The organism is Nonomuraea salmonea, assembly GCF_042428605.1.
Lineage (GTDB): Bacteria > Actinomycetota > Actinomycetes > Streptosporangiales > Streptosporangiaceae > Nonomuraea > Nonomuraea salmonea.
This window is the reverse complement of the sequence record NZ_JBHMCF010000057.1, coordinates 14559-29442: the sequence shown is the minus strand read 5'-3', so window position 1 is coordinate 29442 and position 14884 is coordinate 14559. Positions and strand designations below refer to the sequence as shown.

The 14884-nt window shown below is 71.7% G+C and carries 28 protein-coding genes; 24 read left to right on the top strand and 4 right to left on the bottom strand.

The features are described 5' to 3' along the window. Positions 1 to 8: 8 nt before the first annotated feature. The 3 genes from ACFFR3_RS45795 to ACFFR3_RS45785 are packed head-to-tail and all read right to left on the bottom strand — an operon-like array spanning position 9 to position 1110. Positions 9 to 302 (bottom strand): hypothetical protein, encoded by a 294-nt coding sequence (locus ACFFR3_RS45795; RefSeq protein WP_345410237.1) that lies wholly within the window; start codon positions 300 to 302, stop codon positions 9 to 11. An 11-nt stretch (positions 303 to 313) separates the two neighbouring features. Then, positions 314 to 679 (bottom strand): hypothetical protein, encoded by a 366-nt coding sequence (locus ACFFR3_RS45790; RefSeq protein WP_345410239.1) that lies wholly within the window; start codon positions 677 to 679, stop codon positions 314 to 316. A 2-nt stretch (positions 680 to 681) separates the two neighbouring features. Next, positions 682 to 1110 (bottom strand): hypothetical protein, encoded by a 429-nt coding sequence (locus tag ACFFR3_RS45785; protein WP_345410241.1) that lies wholly within the window; start codon positions 1108 to 1110, stop codon positions 682 to 684. Between the two features lie 238 nt (positions 1111 to 1348). Here ACFFR3_RS45785 and ACFFR3_RS45780 point away from each other — a divergent pair, with 238 nt between their 5' ends. The 3 genes from ACFFR3_RS45780 (at position 1349) to ACFFR3_RS45770 (ending at position 2645) form a co-directional block, all read left to right on the top strand. Next, a complete protein-coding gene (locus ACFFR3_RS45780; RefSeq protein WP_345410243.1) occupies positions 1349 to 1768 on the top strand; it encodes a hypothetical protein in 420 nt (139 codons plus the stop codon). An 81-nt stretch (positions 1769 to 1849) separates the two neighbouring features. Further along, positions 1850 to 2152 (top strand): hypothetical protein, encoded by a 303-nt coding sequence (locus ACFFR3_RS45775; RefSeq protein ID WP_345410245.1) that lies wholly within the window; start codon positions 1850 to 1852, stop codon positions 2150 to 2152. A gap of 229 nt (positions 2153 to 2381) precedes the next feature. Beyond that, positions 2382 to 2645 (top strand): hypothetical protein, encoded by a 264-nt coding sequence (locus ACFFR3_RS45770; protein WP_379485200.1) that lies wholly within the window; start codon positions 2382 to 2384, stop codon positions 2643 to 2645. An 84-nt stretch (positions 2646 to 2729) separates the two neighbouring features. Here the strand turns inward: ACFFR3_RS45770 and ACFFR3_RS45765 are convergent, their stop codons facing one another. Further along, positions 2730 to 3008, bottom strand: coding sequence for a hypothetical protein (locus ACFFR3_RS45765; protein WP_379485199.1), 279 nt, complete (start codon positions 3006 to 3008; stop codon positions 2730 to 2732). A 327-nt stretch (positions 3009 to 3335) separates the two neighbouring features. On the opposite strand from ACFFR3_RS45765, the gene ACFFR3_RS45760 reads away from it, so the two are divergent. The 21 genes from ACFFR3_RS45760 to ACFFR3_RS45660 all read left to right on the top strand — a co-directional run bounded on the left by ACFFR3_RS45760 (position 3336) and on the right by ACFFR3_RS45660 (position 14753). Beyond that, positions 3336 to 3692, top strand: a complete 357-nt coding sequence (locus ACFFR3_RS45760) for a hypothetical protein (protein ID WP_379485198.1) — start codon at positions 3336 to 3338, stop codon at positions 3690 to 3692. Positions 3693 to 3772: 80 nt separating this feature from the next. After that, positions 3773 to 4465 (top strand): hypothetical protein, encoded by a 693-nt coding sequence (locus ACFFR3_RS45755; RefSeq protein WP_379485197.1) that lies wholly within the window; start codon positions 3773 to 3775, stop codon positions 4463 to 4465. Positions 4466 to 4511: 46 nt separating this feature from the next. After that, a complete protein-coding gene (locus ACFFR3_RS45750) occupies positions 4512 to 4877 on the top strand; it encodes a hypothetical protein (protein ID WP_379485196.1) in 366 nt (121 codons plus the stop codon). After that, positions 4874 to 5287, top strand: a complete 414-nt coding sequence (locus tag ACFFR3_RS45745; protein ID WP_379485195.1) for a hypothetical protein — start codon at positions 4874 to 4876, stop codon at positions 5285 to 5287. The genes ACFFR3_RS45750 and ACFFR3_RS45745 overlap by 4 nt, the downstream gene beginning before the upstream one ends. Then, positions 5284 to 5898: a hypothetical protein gene (locus ACFFR3_RS45740; RefSeq protein ID WP_379485194.1), complete on the top strand. Its 615-nt coding sequence runs from the start codon at positions 5284 to 5286 to the stop codon at positions 5896 to 5898. The genes ACFFR3_RS45745 and ACFFR3_RS45740 overlap by 4 nt, the downstream gene beginning before the upstream one ends. Continuing rightward, entirely contained in the window at positions 5895 to 6545 is a 651-nt protein-coding gene (locus ACFFR3_RS45735) for a hypothetical protein (RefSeq protein WP_379485193.1), read from the top strand. The genes ACFFR3_RS45740 and ACFFR3_RS45735 overlap by 4 nt, the downstream gene beginning before the upstream one ends. After that, the gene (locus ACFFR3_RS45730) at positions 6542 to 7666 is read left to right on the top strand and encodes a tyrosine-type recombinase/integrase (RefSeq protein WP_379485192.1); all 1125 of its coding nucleotides are present in this window, start codon (positions 6542 to 6544) and stop codon (positions 7664 to 7666) included. Before ACFFR3_RS45735 ends, ACFFR3_RS45730 begins: the two co-directional genes overlap by 4 nt. A 75-nt stretch (positions 7667 to 7741) precedes the next feature. Then, positions 7742 to 7897: a hypothetical protein gene (locus ACFFR3_RS45725; RefSeq protein WP_345410265.1), complete on the top strand. Its 156-nt coding sequence runs from the start codon at positions 7742 to 7744 to the stop codon at positions 7895 to 7897. Positions 7898 to 7911: 14 nt separating this feature from the next. Next, positions 7912 to 8322, top strand: coding sequence for a hypothetical protein (locus tag ACFFR3_RS45720; RefSeq protein WP_345410267.1), 411 nt, complete (start codon positions 7912 to 7914; stop codon positions 8320 to 8322). Positions 8323 to 8390: 68 nt separating this feature from the next. Beyond that, a complete protein-coding gene (locus ACFFR3_RS45715) occupies positions 8391 to 8663 on the top strand; it encodes a hypothetical protein (protein WP_345410269.1) in 273 nt (90 codons plus the stop codon). A gap of 228 nt (positions 8664 to 8891) precedes the next feature. After that, positions 8892 to 9248 carry a hypothetical protein gene (locus tag ACFFR3_RS45710; protein WP_345410271.1) on the top strand — a complete coding sequence of 119 codons (357 nt, stop codon included), beginning with the start codon at positions 8892 to 8894 and terminating at the stop codon, positions 9246 to 9248. 42 nt (positions 9249 to 9290) lie between these two features. Continuing rightward, the gene (locus ACFFR3_RS45705; RefSeq protein WP_345410273.1) at positions 9291 to 9455 is read left to right on the top strand and encodes a hypothetical protein; all 165 of its coding nucleotides are present in this window, start codon (positions 9291 to 9293) and stop codon (positions 9453 to 9455) included. A 200-nt stretch (positions 9456 to 9655) separates the two neighbouring features. Next, positions 9656 to 10267, top strand: a complete 612-nt coding sequence (locus ACFFR3_RS45700; RefSeq protein WP_345410275.1) for a hypothetical protein — start codon at positions 9656 to 9658, stop codon at positions 10265 to 10267. A gap of 216 nt (positions 10268 to 10483) precedes the next feature. Continuing rightward, on the top strand, positions 10484 to 11080 hold the full coding sequence (locus tag ACFFR3_RS45695; protein WP_345410277.1) for a hypothetical protein: 597 nt from the start codon (positions 10484 to 10486) through the stop codon (positions 11078 to 11080). Beyond that, positions 11077 to 11424: a hypothetical protein gene (locus ACFFR3_RS45690; protein WP_379485191.1), complete on the top strand. Its 348-nt coding sequence runs from the start codon at positions 11077 to 11079 to the stop codon at positions 11422 to 11424. Before ACFFR3_RS45695 ends, ACFFR3_RS45690 begins: the two co-directional genes overlap by 4 nt. A 207-nt stretch (positions 11425 to 11631) precedes the next feature. Continuing rightward, on the top strand, positions 11632 to 12051 hold the full coding sequence (locus ACFFR3_RS45685; RefSeq protein ID WP_345410281.1) for a hypothetical protein: 420 nt from the start codon (positions 11632 to 11634) through the stop codon (positions 12049 to 12051). After that, a complete protein-coding gene (locus ACFFR3_RS45680) occupies positions 12048 to 12563 on the top strand; it encodes a hypothetical protein (RefSeq protein ID WP_345410283.1) in 516 nt (171 codons plus the stop codon). Before ACFFR3_RS45685 ends, ACFFR3_RS45680 begins: the two co-directional genes overlap by 4 nt. Next, positions 12560 to 13102 (top strand): hypothetical protein, encoded by a 543-nt coding sequence (locus ACFFR3_RS45675; RefSeq protein ID WP_345410285.1) that lies wholly within the window; start codon positions 12560 to 12562, stop codon positions 13100 to 13102. Before ACFFR3_RS45680 ends, ACFFR3_RS45675 begins: the two co-directional genes overlap by 4 nt. Positions 13103 to 13243: 141 nt before the next feature. Beyond that, the gene (locus ACFFR3_RS45670; RefSeq protein ID WP_345410288.1) at positions 13244 to 13507 is read left to right on the top strand and encodes a hypothetical protein; all 264 of its coding nucleotides are present in this window, start codon (positions 13244 to 13246) and stop codon (positions 13505 to 13507) included. A 128-nt stretch (positions 13508 to 13635) separates the two neighbouring features. Continuing rightward, positions 13636 to 14211: an HNH endonuclease family protein gene (locus tag ACFFR3_RS45665; RefSeq protein ID WP_345410290.1), complete on the top strand. Its 576-nt coding sequence runs from the start codon at positions 13636 to 13638 to the stop codon at positions 14209 to 14211. Next, on the top strand, positions 14193 to 14753 hold the full coding sequence (locus ACFFR3_RS45660) for a hypothetical protein (RefSeq protein ID WP_345410292.1): 561 nt from the start codon (positions 14193 to 14195) through the stop codon (positions 14751 to 14753). The genes ACFFR3_RS45665 and ACFFR3_RS45660 overlap by 19 nt, the downstream gene beginning before the upstream one ends. Positions 14754 to 14884: the final 131 nt, after the last annotated feature.

The following is a 14884-nucleotide window of genomic DNA, read 5'->3' as shown; positions in this document are numbered from 1 at the left end:
ACGCGAACCTAGATCTTGGGGACTCCGCACTTCGGGAAGCTCTCGCCCCGCCCGCACACGTCCCACACCGCGCGCGGCACCCGCAGAGCCCCCTCCACGCCGCCCTCACCGCGCAACTCCAGCAGCCACCGCTCCGGGCTCTGGCCCGCAGCCCACTCCTTGCACGTCCCGGCCGGCGTCCACGACGTGCACACCAGGCGAGCCCACTCCGGCGGCTCGTACCGGCGAGACACCACCACGCCCGCGTCCGGCGCCGCCGCGCACCCCGCCATCACGCCCAGGGCGGCACCGGCCACCAGCATCAGCCCGCCCCTCACTGCACCCTCACGGTCGTCGTCGAGAAAGCCAGCGGCGCCGCGTTCCTGCCGAGCCCGACGAACGCGCTCACCACGACCTCCTCCCCGGGCTGGTAGCCGCGCCCCCGGTAGACGAGATCCTCGACCTGGCGGCCCTCCCCGTCGTGCCGGGCGTACACCGGCGCGTACAACGTCCCGACCGTGCCGTCCACCATCGCCGACAGCACCACGTCACGCGGGACCGCACACCACAGCGCCACCTGCAGCCGCAGCCCGCCCGGAATCGACGTCGCCGACAGCGCCTCCACCCGGTCCCCGGCCGGGACCAGCGAGTCGGTCACCACGCCCATGCTGCGCAGCAGCCGCAACACAAACCGTCGCACCGCTACCTCACGACCAGCTCGTACGAGCGGGACACGACCATGCCGCTCGTCGCGTAATCCAGCAGCGCCGCCGTCGCCGTCGCCCGCTCACCGGCCGCCCACCGCGCGCCGAGCGCGCCCACCGACGTCGGCAGGACCTGGCGCGGGTCGCAGCGCAGCGGCCCCACCAGCCCGATCACGTGCCGCCCCTCCCGGTTGGACGCCGACACCGCGATCGCCACGTCACGCCAGGACGAGCACCGGTAGCCGAGCCCGACCCGGATCTCGTCGCCGCGCACCGCCACCAGCCGCGACACCGTCACCTGCGGCGGCGTCGAGGCCGCCGCCGACGCGGTGGCGCCAGCGGCCACGAGGAGGCAGCCGGCGACCGCCGCAGCGGCCCGCCCTGCCGCCGCCAGGTAGGACCTGCGTAGATGCACAAGATGTCTCATGGTCATCATCTAAGCGGCGCAGGTGAACGGGACGGCGGAGCGCCGCGCCCTCGACCCGCGTCGTCCGTCGGCGAGCTGCGGCCGCCGCGACGCAAACTCCGGGTTCGCGTCGCCAGCTCGAGACCGCCGCGGCGGCGACGCTCGTCCTTCGGCCACGGTGCGCCCGCCCTACACTGGCCTGCGGTGCGCGGCCCGCAGGCCCGCACCCCGAAAGACGGACGAGTAGGGGAGTGGCCAGGTGGCTGCACGACTGCGCGAATACCTGGTGACGCGCCAGGTCGCCCGCGCCTACTGGGAGGACGACGCCGCCCGCGCCGTCCTGCTGGAGACGATGAGGCAGGCCATCCGCGACCAGGCCGTAGCCGATGGCCACGACCGGCTTTACTACCCGGGCTACACCACCGGCCTGGCCGACCCGCTCGTGATCGTCACGATGGTCGCGCACGGCCGACGCCGCAAAGACGCGCCGCGGACCCCGCGCCCTGCCGCCCTCCCGCAGATGGTCCGCCTGCCGACCGGTGACGTCTGCACCCTCTACTGCACGGGCCTGGCCACCGGCGGGTGCGGCCCGCACTGCCCGATCTGCGACTCCCGCCTGGTCGACCAGGCGGGAGTCGATGGCGCGGCAACTCCTGCTGGCCTACCGTTGACGGCGTGAGCACGGAAGACGCGAGCGCGGAAAGCGCGTCTCGGTCGGCATCACCGTGCCCGGCACTCGAACCTGAAGAAAGGCGGCGCCATGCCTGTCAACGACTCCCAGGTGCGATCCCCGGAGTTCTGGCAGCGGGTCCGTGTCGGATCGGCTGCCTTCGCCGACGCCGACATGAGGGTCGCCATGCTGGGCGAGTTGAAGCGGAAGCTGCGCCAGGAAGCGAGCGACGCCGGATATGACCTGCCGGCCATCGAGCATTCGGCGTCTCGTCTCGGCGAGATGGTGACGGTCACGGTGCGCGCCCGCGGCCGGCGCCGTTTCCCCGAGCCCGCACCGGTCTACTGCATCGGCGGGTGCGGCCCGCACTGCCCGATCTGCGGCTCCGCGTAGCGGCCCGGGCAGCTGCAGGCGGCGCGACGCGAACCCCTTTGAAACGACCGGCGCCCCTCCCGATTCGGCGTCCTGCTCCCGAAGCTGACCCCAGCCCCAAAGTAGCTGTGTGAGTGATCACGATTGCGGTTCGTGATGAATGCGGCGGGCAAGTCCGGGGTCGGCTTGATCGGACGCGGGCGCTCCAAATTCGCTTCCGCAGGTCGGGCCATGGTTTTACCGTTGGTCCATGGGCGCCAGGCGTGAGAGGTCCGAGGAGAGCCCCATGATGGCGGTCGAGAGCTTGAAGTGGGACCCGTACGGGTGCCGGTCGCCTCGGCCGCGCGTGGTCGACTTCGCCACGGTGGGAGCGGCCGAGCTGGAGCTGATGAGCGAGGGCGGGGAGTACTTCATCCGGCTCACGCCGAGCAACGGCGGGACCCCCCTGGAGAGCAAGCGCGGGGTGTCCGCCGAGGTGCGTCAAGTCTGGCGAGACCTGACCGGCCGGACGTAGCCGCGTGCCCGCCGGCCGCCCGGCGTACGTCACCGGATGAGCGGCGGGCGGGTTGTCGGGGTTGGGGTTTGCTGCCGGGGCGGCCTACGAATCCTTGGCGTCTGCGAGGGTCTTGTGGACGACGCCGATGGAGACCTTGACGCCGGCGGCGATGGTGCGGATGGATTCGCCACGCTGGCGGCGGGCGAGGATGGCGGCGCGTTTGTCGTCGTCGACCACGGGGCGGCGGCCGCCGACGCGGCCTCGGCGGCGGGCGGCTTCGAGGCCGTCTTTGGTCTTGCGGACGATGTCGCGGCGGCGGTCTTGGCCCGCTGGTAAGAATCGCGCCACGCGGCCCAAACGAGCGGCATCGCCCCAGGTCACGGCGTGCGACCGTGCCACCCGCCGAGGGCCGGTTTCGGTCCGGACGTTCGGGGATGAGTCAGGCGCGCAGCCGCTCGATAACGCTGGACCGGGCGTTTCCGCAGGTCGCGCTGCTCGCTAACTGCTTTTATGTCAAGCGGTCCGGGGGCTCCCGGTTACGCAGCGCTGCTTTGGGCCGTGCGGCGCGATTCTTACCAGCACCCCGACATGTCCAGTGGTTGAACACATAGGTGCGGGACATTGCTCAGTCCACTACCTATCCCTCTCCATAACCTGTATTATGGAGACCGTTGGATCTTGGTTTCGACCCTTGGAGGACGCCGTTCCATGACCGCCACCCACGCCACCGCCACCCGCCCCCGTCCGGCCGAGCCCGTCCGCAAGCCCCGGCCCCGTCCGGGCGAACTGGCGGAGGACTACAACGAACGCATGATCGCGTGGCGGATCATGGAGCGCGCCGGCGTCGAGATGAAGAGCGTCCGCTCCCGCGCGGCCAAGGCCGCCGAACTCATCCGCCTGATCCGCGACGTCGGCTTGCCCGGCCGGCCCGATACCGCTTTCCCCGCCTCCCAGGAGGCTCGCATCGACGACTGGCTCGCCAAGCTCGCCACCGTTGCGGAACTTCTCGAAAGCGTGGACATCGACGCTTGGAAGCCCGAAATCCTGGCGGAGATAGAGCAGTGAACCGGCTCGGCGGGGCGAGCCGGACACGCTCCCCCGCCGAGCCTCCTGGCACCTGACGCCCACCAAGGAAGGCGCACACCATGACCGCGACGACCGCGACGACCGTGACCGGCGACGCCCTGCCGGACGAGCCCGGCCGGTTCCTCATCACCACCTACCTACGGCTCCGCCCCGACCTGGAGGAGTACCGGCAACACGTCTGGGCCGCGGCCAACGCCGGCGGCGTCCGCGCCCGCCTTGACTGGCTGGACATCCACAAGCCGCTCAGCGTCCCCCGCCGCACCGAGATCACCTACGAGCGGGGGCTGCGGCCGGTGCACGTCGCCTCCGACTGGCAGATCTGGGACGACGGCTCTCTGTCCCGGGCGATCTACACCCGCTGGGACGAGGAGCGGCCGCGCTGCCTGTCCCTCGCCGCCGAGCACGCGATCGGCATGATCGCCCGGTCCGGCAAGACGTTCTCCCGCGACGTGTGGCACCCGCTGCGCGAAGCCACCGCGCACGTCGCGCACCGGCTGGAGAAGGCCGCCACGCCGCCGGACCACCCGCGCAACCTCAAAATGACGGCGTCGGAGGGCTGGCCCGGCGTGGCCGAGCTGGTCCGCCACGACTACACGCTGCCCGGCGGCGCGACCAGCCTGTGGCTGGTGATCGGCGCCGAGCACCCGATCGACGGCGGCGGCGAAGACACCGACTACCTGTACGACGTCCACCTGTACGAGGAGGACGCCCGCGCCTCCTACCAGGCCGCGCTGACGAAGTACGTCGGCTAACACCGCGTCCGGCCAGGAACCGCATCACGAGAAAGAGAGAACCCTCATGACCGATAACCCCGTCCTCGCCGCCCTGCTCCAGCACGCGCGGACCGTCAGCCGAGACGCGATCACCGCCACCCGCCAGGTCAAGGAGCGCAGGGAGCGCCTCGCCGCCCTCGCCGACGACGACCCGGCCCGCCCCCAGGCGCAGGACGACCTCGACACGGCCCGCCGCACCTGGGAGGCCCTCGCGGCGCAGCACGACGCGACCGTGCTCGCGCTCGCCCACGCCCTGTCCGGCCTGGAGAAGCGCCGCACCATCGACGCCTATCAGGACTGGGCGACGGACCTCATCCACGCCGACGACTGGCACCAGCACGTCCGCGATCTGGGCTGGAGCCTCAACACGTTCGACGGCGTGATCGGATGAGCCGCCTGCCCATCCGTAGCCTCGCGCGGCTCGCCGCCGCGTGGGGCTCCCCCGAGGTGGAGCGGCCGGTCTACTGGCGGCCTCTCCTGGCGCGCTCCTCCTGGGGGCTGCTGCTCATCACCCGGGGCCGTCGCGACGACCCGCCGGCCCTGCCCGAGCGCGGGCCGTCCATGCGGCTGTCCGCCGAGTGGACGCGCCGCACCGGCGGCGACCTCACCCCGCAGCAACTCCTGCACGAGCGGATCAGCCAGCATCTGCGCGCCCACGCCGCCGAGCAGGGGCAGCTCGACGTCCCCTACGCGGCGGCGGTCGCGGCCGACGCCGCCGTCTCGGCGCTGACCGAGTGCGGCGTCGATGTGGCCGCCCTGACGATCCAAGACGACACAACGATGAAGGAGGCAGGTCAGTGACCACGAAGAACGCCAACCGGCTCCGGGCCTACTGCGAGCACTGCGGCGGCGTCATCCCGCCCGGCGAGGGCGAGCGGTGCGCGCCGTTCGGCGTGAAGGAACGCGCCAAGCTGCACAGCCTTTGGGTCCACCAGGAGGAGTGCGCGGCGGGCTACGCCGAGCTGCTGCGGTGGATGGCCGCCGCCGCCCACGCCGAGCTGACGGTCAAGGGCCGCAACCCGGACCGGCTGACCGAAGGGGAGCTGCTGGAGGCCGCCCGGTGCAGCAGCACCCTCACGATGCTGAGCGTCACGCCGTTCGACGGGCTGGCACGGCACGTGAACCTGCACCCGCAGTGGGACGTCGAGGCGCTGCCTGAGCAGGGCTGGAAGGAGTACCCGGCGCCGGGCCGCGCCCGCGTGTTCGTCCGCCCGGACACGGGCGCGGCCACGGTCCACCCCGTGGACTCGTTCTTCGCGTCGCCCGGCGACGAGAAGAAGACCATGAGGTCCAACACCGTCTGCGGCCAGTACGTCGTCCTCGACCGTGTCGGCAAGCTGTCCGCGCAGCTCGTCGCCACGATGCTGGAAAGCGCCGCCCCCACCCTCGACTCCGCCCAGGACGGCCGATGAGCCGGCCGCACAACCACCCCGCCCCGTCGCCGGCTCCGGCTGGCGGCGGGTGGGCCGAAACCCAGCCGGGCCTGTGGAAGCACCGCGACGGCCGCTACGTGATCCTGCGTTTCGTCGTGCCGGCGGACCGCCCGGAGCCGGTGTTCGTCCTCCGCAAGCTCATCCCGGGCATGCCCCACCGTCTCGGCTATTTTCTCGGCGAGCACTACGGCCTGGCCGACGCGCAGCAGCACGCGGAGAGGGACGCCTGGGCGGAAGCTCACGGGCGCGACAGCAACGTGCCCGAAACCCTGCCCGGCGCGCTGGCCGTCGAGCGGTTCTTCCTGCCGATCTCTAACGGGACCGAGGTCGCAGGGCTGGCCGTCGTCCGGGAGGAGGGCCGCGTCTACGCCCGCGTCGTCGCGATGGGCCGCGTCACCGACGCCTACGAGCTGAGCACGTTCGCCCAGGTCGACGTCACCGACGTCGCCGAGCAGGAGCGCGCTGCCCTGCTCGCCGAGATCGACCGGCTCAAGGGCCGGATCGACGCGATGGAGGACGACTGCACGCTCCTCTCCGCGCTGCAAGCCGCCGGCGTGGACAACTGGGACGGCTACGGCTACGCGCACGAGCTGATGAGGGAATGGGACCAGGGGGACGGCAGGTGACCGACTCGTACGACGGTCTGCCGGCGCCGGCGGCGGCTCCCGCCGTCGAGCGCCCGCGGGCCGGTATCCGGCGGTGGCTCACCGACGAGGAGCGGGCCGAACTGACCGAGGACAAGGCGGTGCGCACGTCTGTGTTGCGCGCGGTCGGTGAGGGCTCGGAGTCGGCCGGCCTGGTGGCGACGTGGCTGAACACGATCGACTCGGAGAACACCCGCATCAATTACGGCTCGGACCTGCGGGCGTTCGTGGAGTGGCTGCGCGACCGCCACGGCGTCGGCATGGACGACGCGCCGATCAATCTGCTCGCGGTCAATCTCGACGTGGCGAGCGCCTACGCCGACGCGATGCGGGACATGGCCGGCCGGTACGGCAAGCCGCTGTCGGCCAAGACCAGGGCGCGGCGGCTGGCGTCGCTGTCGGCGTTCTACCAGCACCTATGCCAGAGGCGGAAGCTGATCCCGCACAACTTCATGATCGATGTGGAGCGGCCCCGGTACGCGAAGGATGGGGTGACGGCGGCGCGGGAGCACGGCGAGCTGGCCCGCATGATCGAGGCGGCGGCGGAGTGCTCTCTGCGGGACGTCGTGGTGGTGCTGCTCATGTACGTGTCGATGCTGCGCGTCAGCGAGGTGTGCAACGCGCGGGCGGAGAACCTCGGCGTCCAGGAGGGCCGCCTGGTGCTGCGTGCCGGTGTCAAGGGCAGCAAGGAGCGGCACGAGCCGCTCGACCCGGCTGTAGCCGACGCGGTCATGCTGTACCTGGACGGGCGCACGTCCGGGCCGCTGGTGCTGAGCGACGCGGGCGAGCCGCTGCGGCGTCACCATGTGCCGCCCATCCTGAAGCGGGTGGCCAAGCATGCCGGCGTCGCCAACCCGGAGCGGTTGCACGCCCATGTCCTGCGCACGTCCGGCATCACGCGGCTGCTGACCAAGGGCAAGCCGCTGCATGAGGTGCAGCGGAAGGTCGGGCACGCCTCCCCCACCACGACGGAGGGGTATTGGCGGCGGGTCAACGGGCTGGCGACGGACGCCGCGTTGTCGGCGGAGCTGGCCGCTGAGCTGCCGATCGCGGCTGCGGTGGAGCAGGTGCGGGCTCGGCGTGAGGACCAGGAGGCGGGCTGACCCCCCACCACCATTTGACGTAGATAAGAGAGAGCAATATCATTACTACATCGAGTTGAGAAGGAGTTACCCATCATGACGATCGTCCTGTGCGAGGCCCACACCCCCGCCCTCCAGGCCGCCGGCAAGTCCGGCGCCCACCTCGAAACGGCCGACTGCGTCTGGCCGCACGAAGTCACGCCGCCCGGCCCCATCCCCTCCCTCGGCCACCCGCTCCGCGTCACCGACTGAGGGCGAAGAAGAACATGGACGAGATCGCGCCCGGCGCGGCGCTGGCGAGCGAGTCCCTGCGCGTCGGGGTGACGTTCCTGGTGCACGGCGGCATCCTGTGCGACGCCGACCCGGACACGTGCCGGTGCCCCGTCCCGCACCCGGACTTCATGAGCATCGAGGTGCGGCCCGTCACCGTGCTGCGCGAGGACGAGCCGTGCGAGGACTTCTTCGGCAGGCCGATGACCCGGTACTGGTGCCGGGACGACCTGACCGGCCGGGAGGGCTACCAGATGTTCGGCCCGAAGGGGGCTGTCCGCCTGGAGCCGGATCCGCCGGCGTTCGTGCTGGCGGAGGAGGCGGGGATCGAGCTGCCTCCGCTGCCGGATGTCGATCAGTTGATCCGGGAGCAGAACGAGGAGGCGAACCGCACCCCCCACACTTGACGTAGATAAGAGATCTTCATATCATAAGCACCGCACCTGACACTGTGACCGGGAAGGACCCGCACCACATGCCCAACACCCCGCTCGTGGCCACGCTCGACCGCCACGGCCAGTTCCGCGTCCACGCCGCCACCTGCGCGGACGCCGCCGACCCCTACAGGCAGCACACCGACCCGTTCCCCGTGCAGGCCCGCACCCGGCGAGACATCGCCGCCGAGCTGAGCCACGACCTCATCGAGGAGGGCAGCCTCACCATCGACGAGGCGCTCGACTACGTGGACTTCCTCCCCTGCTGCAACCCGCTGCTGCTGGACGAGCCGGAGACGGCCGCCCGGCGCTAGCCGGCGTCTCGCCGGGCCGGGCAGCCCACCAACTCCCGGCCCGGCGAGACCGACACCGCGAGGGAGGTGAACTCGTGAAGTTCCTGGCCCAGTTCATGATGGTCGCCGTCGTCATGGCCGGTCTCGTCGTCCTGCTCATGACCGTCCTGGCCGCCGCAGGAATCGGCGAATGGCCGACCTTCTGACCCCGGACCCATCTACCGCGCCTGACATCCGAAGGAGAAGCACGTGACCGACAGCACGACCAGCGACGCGATCCGGCAACGCATCCTGGAGTGGGCCCGCCTGATGGAGTGTGAGCCCGTCGTGGCGGAGGCCGCCATGGCGGCGCACAGCCTGTCCCCGGTCAGCATCTCCCACGGCTACCCGGAGAGCGACGACGACGTGGCCCGCCTCGAAAAGGTCGCGAAGCTGGCCTACGCCACCGGCCACGTGGCGCTCCGCCGGGGCGGCAACGACTACACCACGTACGTGTTCGGAGGACCGGACTCCGGCCAGACCGCCGCCGAGTTCGCCGAGCAGGTGGTGGCCATGGCCTGCTCGTGGTGGCGCGTCACCCTCACGCCGCAACCCGTCCGGCGCTGACCTCGACCACCCGCACCTGACACCGACACGAAAGACCAGCTAGTGAACGACGAGCACGGGAACGTGATGCTGGCCTCCTGCCAGAGGCCGCGCGCGTTCGACAAGTACGGCAAGCCCACGCAGCTGTGCGGCCGGCCGGGCGCGGTGTACCGGCCGGACCGGCTGGTCGCCTACCTGTGCGGCTCCTGCGCCCGCGAATGCCCCTGAGCACCACCACTGCACCTGACACCACTGCACCTGACACCCAGACGAGAGGACCGAGATGCGAGACACCACGAAGACCGAGACGGAGGGCCTGTCGGAGGAGGCGCTGGCCGCGCTGGACCGGCTCGCCGCCGCGTACGAGGTGGACGGCGACTAAGCCTCCCGCACCTGACACCAACCGAGACCGAGAGATAGGAGGCCGTATGGCCGTCAAGACCCCGCCGAAGAGCAGAAAGCCCAGCGTGAAGATCGTGCGGGTGCACGCCGACGAGTCGGTGTGCGACCACAGAATGAAGCCCAACGGCGGGCCGCAGCCCGGCAGCGGCTGTCCCGGCGCCAGCGGGTACGTGGCGAGATGCGGTTGCGGCTGCGGCTGGAAGAACGCCCAGCCCATCCGCGCGATCGTCGAGGAGAAGCGGTCCACGTACCTCGGCAGCCATCCGCACGAGTACGCCGTCCGCTACACCGACGAGGCCGGCGACACGGTGTACGCCTACAACCCGGAGATGGCCAGCCGGTTCGGCCGGAGCGACGCGTGGCTGCGGACGGGCGAGCTGCGGCTGTGGCAGGAGGACCGGCTGATCGAGGCGGACGCCGCGCTGGTGCGGCGCCGGCCGGGCACCGTCGAGTGGGAGATCGACCCGGAGTGGCAGAAGGATCAGGACACCTACGCCGCTCTGGCCGGCAAGGTCGAGGCGGCGTTCGAGGCGGGCGACCAGGAGGCGCTCGCCGCCGCCCGCGCCGAGCTGGCCGCCCACGCGGCGAAGGTCCACGACCGGGTACGCGCCGCGACCGCCCAGGCGGGCCTTCGGTGACCCGCCACGGGCGGGCCGCCCTGCTCGGGCGGGCCGCCCGTGGCGGTTGAAAGGGGGGTCGGCCCTGCCGGGTCGGCCCCCTCGTGTTTCTGCAGCGTGACCTGGCCATCACAGGTCGCGCGTATCCCGGACCGCGCCCCCACGGGCGTGGTTGGTTAGTCCCACCTACCTACCTAGCACCTGACACCCCTGGACGACACAGAGAGAGGAGACGCTGTGAGGCGCATCTACCCGGACACGGAGTTCGTGCCCGGCATGCCCGGTCTCGCGGGCACGATCAGCATCGGAGCGGTCGACGACACCGGCCGCGAGTTTTACGCGATCAACCGGGAGGTTGATCTCGTCGCGGTGGCGGAGCACCCGTGGCTGATGAGCAACGTCGTCCCGTTCCTGCCGGTCCGCCCGATCGACGGGCTGCCGCACCGGCTGGAGTGGGACCCCACCCACCCCGGCTACGACTACGTGCAGCTCCCGGGCTGGATCTCCGCCCGGCTGGAGGGCTGGATGTCGATCGGCTGGGAGACGCGCGGCGACAACCGGCTCTTCGGCTGGTACGGCGCCCGCGACGTGTGCCGCATCCATGACCTGTGGGGCGATGACTGGTCGGCCATGCCGCCGCAGATCCCCACCAGGATCAGCGAGATCGCGGACCTGTTCGACGACGCCGGCGTTAAGCCGCCGTCGATGGCGGACCTGATCGGGACCGGCCGGATCCCGTTCGCTGCGGGCGAGCACCACCCGCTGACGGACGCCTACTGCCACCGCGAGCTCCACCGGCTCGGCCTGGCCGCGAAAGCGGGGGCGGGCCGGTGAACACGCTGCGGCTGGTGGTGTTCGAGGTGCTCATGCCGGCGGTCGTGGTGTGGGCGGTCGGGTCGATGGTCGCGTTCGTCCTGGCCGCCAAGCGGCTGGAACGCCTCTACAACAACCCCTCCGGCCTGTGTGGGTCGTGCGCGCACGAGCGGAGGGGCCTGGTCTACCCGGAGACGTCGGCGCCGGGGCTCGCCGCCGCCCTGTCCTTGACGGAGGTCGCGTTCCGGCGGGCGCTGGTGTGGCCGGTCTACCCGTGGTGGCGTCGGCGGGTGCTGAACCTCGCCAAGTGCTCGGGCGGGGGCTGCAAGGCTCAGCGCAGGCCAGCCGGTGAGGGGGTGCGGTGATGCGGTGGTCGCGGTCCGCGTTCGCGGTGATGCTGGCTGTCCTGCTCGTCGTCTGGGTCGTGGAGATGGTGGCGCGGTGATGGGCAGGGAGCCGGAGTGGTGGCCGAAGATGGCGGACACTGCGTTCGTGCTGCTCATCGTCGTGTTGACGGTGGCGGCCATCTGGAAGGCCGTCGAGATCGTGCTGACCGGCTGGGGAGTGATCTCGTGACGGGCAGGGAGCGGCGGCTGCCGGACTGCCCGCCGTGGTGCACAGCCTGCCAGGGCCTGGGCCAGGCGGCGCTGATGGGTAAGGACCGCGCCCACTTCGGCTCGGTCGCCACGGTGTCGCCGGCGCGGCAGCCGGGGACCGGTATCGGGGTCGGCATCTACCAGCCGGGCCCGGAGTGGTCGGCCGCCGCTGCCGGGCCGGTGGTGCCGCCGCCGGTCGTGCTCGTGATGCACCAGCTCGGCGGGCCGAAACCCAATCTGCAGATGAGCGCGGAGGACGCCGACACGCTGGCCGGGCTGCTGGAGCGGGCCGACCCGTCGCCCGCGACGGGCGACCTGGCCCGCGGGCTGCGTGAGGCGTCCCGCGTGCTGGGCGACTGGCAGCAGGCTGGCCGGCGGGAGGAGGGGTCGCGGTGACGAGGCGCAGCCAGCAGATGCGGCGGCTCGCGGCGGCGCTCACCATGCGGGCGCTGGTCCCGGTGCGGATGCGGTGGCACCAGGCCCGCTGGGTGGTGTCGTGGATGGACGGCCCGACCCAGCCCGAGATGGAGCAGATGCTCCAGCGGGAGTTGCGCGGCCCGTTCGGCGAGTACGACTACAGCGCGATCGTGCGCGGCCACCCGGTGGAGATCGGCTACCAGAGGGATGCGTCGGCGCTGTCGTGGCCGATGCGGGCCGTGGCGGCGGTTCGGGACGGCCGGCTCGCCGCGCTCGGCGAGCCGGACGCGGACGCGGTGTACGAGTTCGTGCAAGAGCTGGTCGATGCGACGGCTTTCCCGGATCGGCCGTCGCATCCCGGCGACGAGGCCGCCTGCCTGGAGTTGGTCCTGGCGGTGGGCGGCTGGACGAGAGAGATGGCGCGGCTGCTGGCCGGGAGGCTGGCCGTGCCTGCACCTGACACCACAAGCGGGGAGAGGAGATCGAGATGAGTGAGGAGACGGCGAGGGACATGCAGCTTCGGGTCCTGCTCGCGGAGTACGACAGCCTCAAAGCCGAGCAGCGGTCCCGTATTCAGCAGCGCGACCACCTGGTGTACGCCACGCTGACGGCGGTAGCGGCGGTGCTGACGGTGACGGTGGCGGCGGGCCGGTGGGAGCTGCTGCTGCTGGGTCCGCTGGCCTGTACCGTGCTGGGCTGGAAGTACGTGCACAACGACCACATGATCACGGCTCAGGGGCAGTACGTGCGCGGCGGGATGGCGGCGCGGGCGGCTGAGCTTTCCGGGCTGAACGGCGGCGCGCAACGGCTCATGTTCGGCTGGGAGCTGGAGCGGGCGGCCGACCGGTGGAAGGCGTCGCGGCGCCGCTTCCAGCTCGCGGTGACGCTGGCGACGTTCTGCGGGCCGGCGGCGGCCGGGATGGTCGCGGTGTGGGCGCTGACGTCTCGTACGCCGCTCGTGCTGGCCGGGCTGGTGGCTGGAGCTGTGGCTGTGGCCGGTCTGGCTGTGCAGATCGTGCGCTACCGGTAGCGTCTGCTGGCGGGTGTCAGGCCCCGCCTCTTCCCCGAGCGTCGGCGGGAAGGGGCGGGGCCTTTTCGCGTAGCGCGCCGGCGAGCTGCGGCCGCCGCGACGCGTTCGGGTGGTGGTGGGTGGTCTGGTGGGATGGGACGCATGAGCAACGTGACGCTGACGGGCCGTACGGTGCACGAGCCGGGGACGTCGCGGGATCACCGGGGCGACGTGGTGCGGGATGCGGCCTGCCACCAGGCGTTCGGCGGGGTCGATGCGGGTCGGTGGCAGGAGACGGATCAGCCGGTGAACTGCCGGCGCTGCCTGCGGTTGGTGGCGGCGCAGCCCGCTGAGCCGCCGCCGTGGGAGGAGCTGCCCCTGTTCCCCGAGGTTGGGAGCGGAGACATTCCGGCGTCCTCCTCCTAAGAGCCGCCATGCCGTGGCATGGTCGGAGGGTGACTATTCCAAAACTTTCCGTGACCATGGCTGTCTGCGTGCTGGTGCCGGCAGCGGCGGCGTGCACGTCTACCCCGGCGTCGGCGGACCCTCCCGGCGTGCCGGCGACGGTCCAGGTGGCGTTCCGCCGCCTGGACGGGCTGACCGTCCGGGCGGAGACCAACGACGCGCGATACACGCGGGACGCGTTCCCCCACTGGTCGTCGCACGGGCACGGCTGCGACACGCGGGAGCTGGTGCTGATCCGCGAGGGGCGCGGCCGGGACGGCGACGGGCCCGCGGTGGAGACCGGGCCCGGCTGCCGGCCGCTGAAAGGCTCCTGGTGGTCGCCGTACGACGGCGCCACCTGGACCGAGCCCGGGGACGTGGACATCGACCACATGGTGCCTTTGAAGGAGGCGTGGCGGTCCGGCGCCGCCGGCTGGAGCGTGGAGCGGAGGCGCGCGTTCGCCAACGACCTCGACGTCTCGCCGCAGCTTTGGGCGGTGACCGACAACGTCAACGCCTCCAAGGCCGACTCCGACCCGGCGGAGTGGAGGCCGCCCAGGACGGAGTTCTGGTGCCGGTACGCGAAGGCGTGGGTCGAGGTGAAGGCGCGGTGGGAGCTGGCGGCGCAGCAGGAGGAGGTCGAGGCGTTGCGGGAGATGCTCGGCACGTGCGGGGCGGACCAGTGAACGGCGAGTGCGGGCACGTCTTCCACTGCCAGGTGTGCGGGCGCGGCTCAGCGCTGGAAGCAGACCGCGAGCAGGGCTACTGTGCGCAGTGCGGGTTCGCGGGCGGGCCGCTGCGCGAAGGTGTGGCGCGGGTGACGGTGACCGCGCCAGCCGACGTCATCGTCAGGGCGCAGGAGCTGCTGCGGTCCAAGGGCGTTCCGCTCGCCGACGAGAAGCTCGCGCCGTCGCCGGATGGGCGCGGCGTGCAACTGGCTGCTCTGCTGGACGTGGCGGCGTGGTGCCTGGGCGGCTCGGCCGGCGCGGCGGCGCTGGCCGGTGACGGCCACGTGGAGGCGGCCCAGCTCGACAGAGACTTCCTGCGGGTGCGAGGGCACGCCCTGGCGGAGGAGCACGCGATGACCGCGCTGATGGCGGGGTGGGCGTACGGGTACGCGCTGGCGATGCTGGAGGCGGGCCGCGCTGATCTGGCCCGGCCGAAGGTCGAGTGGATGAGGGTTGCCGCTCGTGGCGTTCCGGATGCGGATCGTGTCGGCGGCGGGTAGCCTGCACGCGGTGCGAACGCTTGCACCGCAACTCGTCTGACCTTTCTGGTACGAGTTGGGGGAGAACAGTCGGCGGCCCCCGGAGAAGATCTCCGGGGGCCGCCGTCGTGTGCGCGGGGTGCCGCCCCTCC

Bases quoted from the DNA above. Each gene is read 5' to 3' on its own strand.
- ACFFR3_RS45795 (WP_345410237.1), bottom strand. From the start codon at position 302: ATGCTGGTGGCCGGTGCCGCCCTGGGCGTGATGGCGGGGTGCGCGGCG.
- ACFFR3_RS45785 (WP_345410241.1), bottom strand. From the start codon at position 1,110: ATGAGACATCTTGTGCATCTACGCAGGTCCTACCTGGCGGCGGCAGGG.
- ACFFR3_RS45775 (WP_345410245.1), top strand. From the start codon at position 1,850: ATGCCTGTCAACGACTCCCAGGTGCGATCCCCGGAGTTCTGGCAGCGG.
- ACFFR3_RS45770 (WP_379485200.1), top strand. From the start codon at position 2,382: ATGGGCGCCAGGCGTGAGAGGTCCGAGGAGAGCCCCATGATGGCGGTC.
- ACFFR3_RS45760 (WP_379485198.1), top strand. From the start codon at position 3,336: ATGACCGCCACCCACGCCACCGCCACCCGCCCCCGTCCGGCCGAGCCC.
- ACFFR3_RS45755 (WP_379485197.1), top strand. From the start codon at position 3,773: ATGACCGCGACGACCGCGACGACCGTGACCGGCGACGCCCTGCCGGAC.
- ACFFR3_RS45750 (WP_379485196.1), top strand. From the start codon at position 4,512: ATGACCGATAACCCCGTCCTCGCCGCCCTGCTCCAGCACGCGCGGACC.
- ACFFR3_RS45745 (WP_379485195.1), top strand. From the start codon at position 4,874: ATGAGCCGCCTGCCCATCCGTAGCCTCGCGCGGCTCGCCGCCGCGTGG.
- ACFFR3_RS45735 (WP_379485193.1), top strand. From the start codon at position 5,895: ATGAGCCGGCCGCACAACCACCCCGCCCCGTCGCCGGCTCCGGCTGGC.
- ACFFR3_RS45725 (WP_345410265.1), top strand. From the start codon at position 7,742: ATGACGATCGTCCTGTGCGAGGCCCACACCCCCGCCCTCCAGGCCGCC.
- ACFFR3_RS45720 (WP_345410267.1), top strand. From the start codon at position 7,912: ATGGACGAGATCGCGCCCGGCGCGGCGCTGGCGAGCGAGTCCCTGCGC.
- ACFFR3_RS45715 (WP_345410269.1), top strand. From the start codon at position 8,391: ATGCCCAACACCCCGCTCGTGGCCACGCTCGACCGCCACGGCCAGTTC.
- ACFFR3_RS45700 (WP_345410275.1), top strand. From the start codon at position 9,656: ATGGCCGTCAAGACCCCGCCGAAGAGCAGAAAGCCCAGCGTGAAGATC.
- ACFFR3_RS45675 (WP_345410285.1), top strand. From the start codon at position 12,560: ATGAGTGAGGAGACGGCGAGGGACATGCAGCTTCGGGTCCTGCTCGCG.
- ACFFR3_RS45670 (WP_345410288.1), top strand. From the start codon at position 13,244: ATGAGCAACGTGACGCTGACGGGCCGTACGGTGCACGAGCCGGGGACG.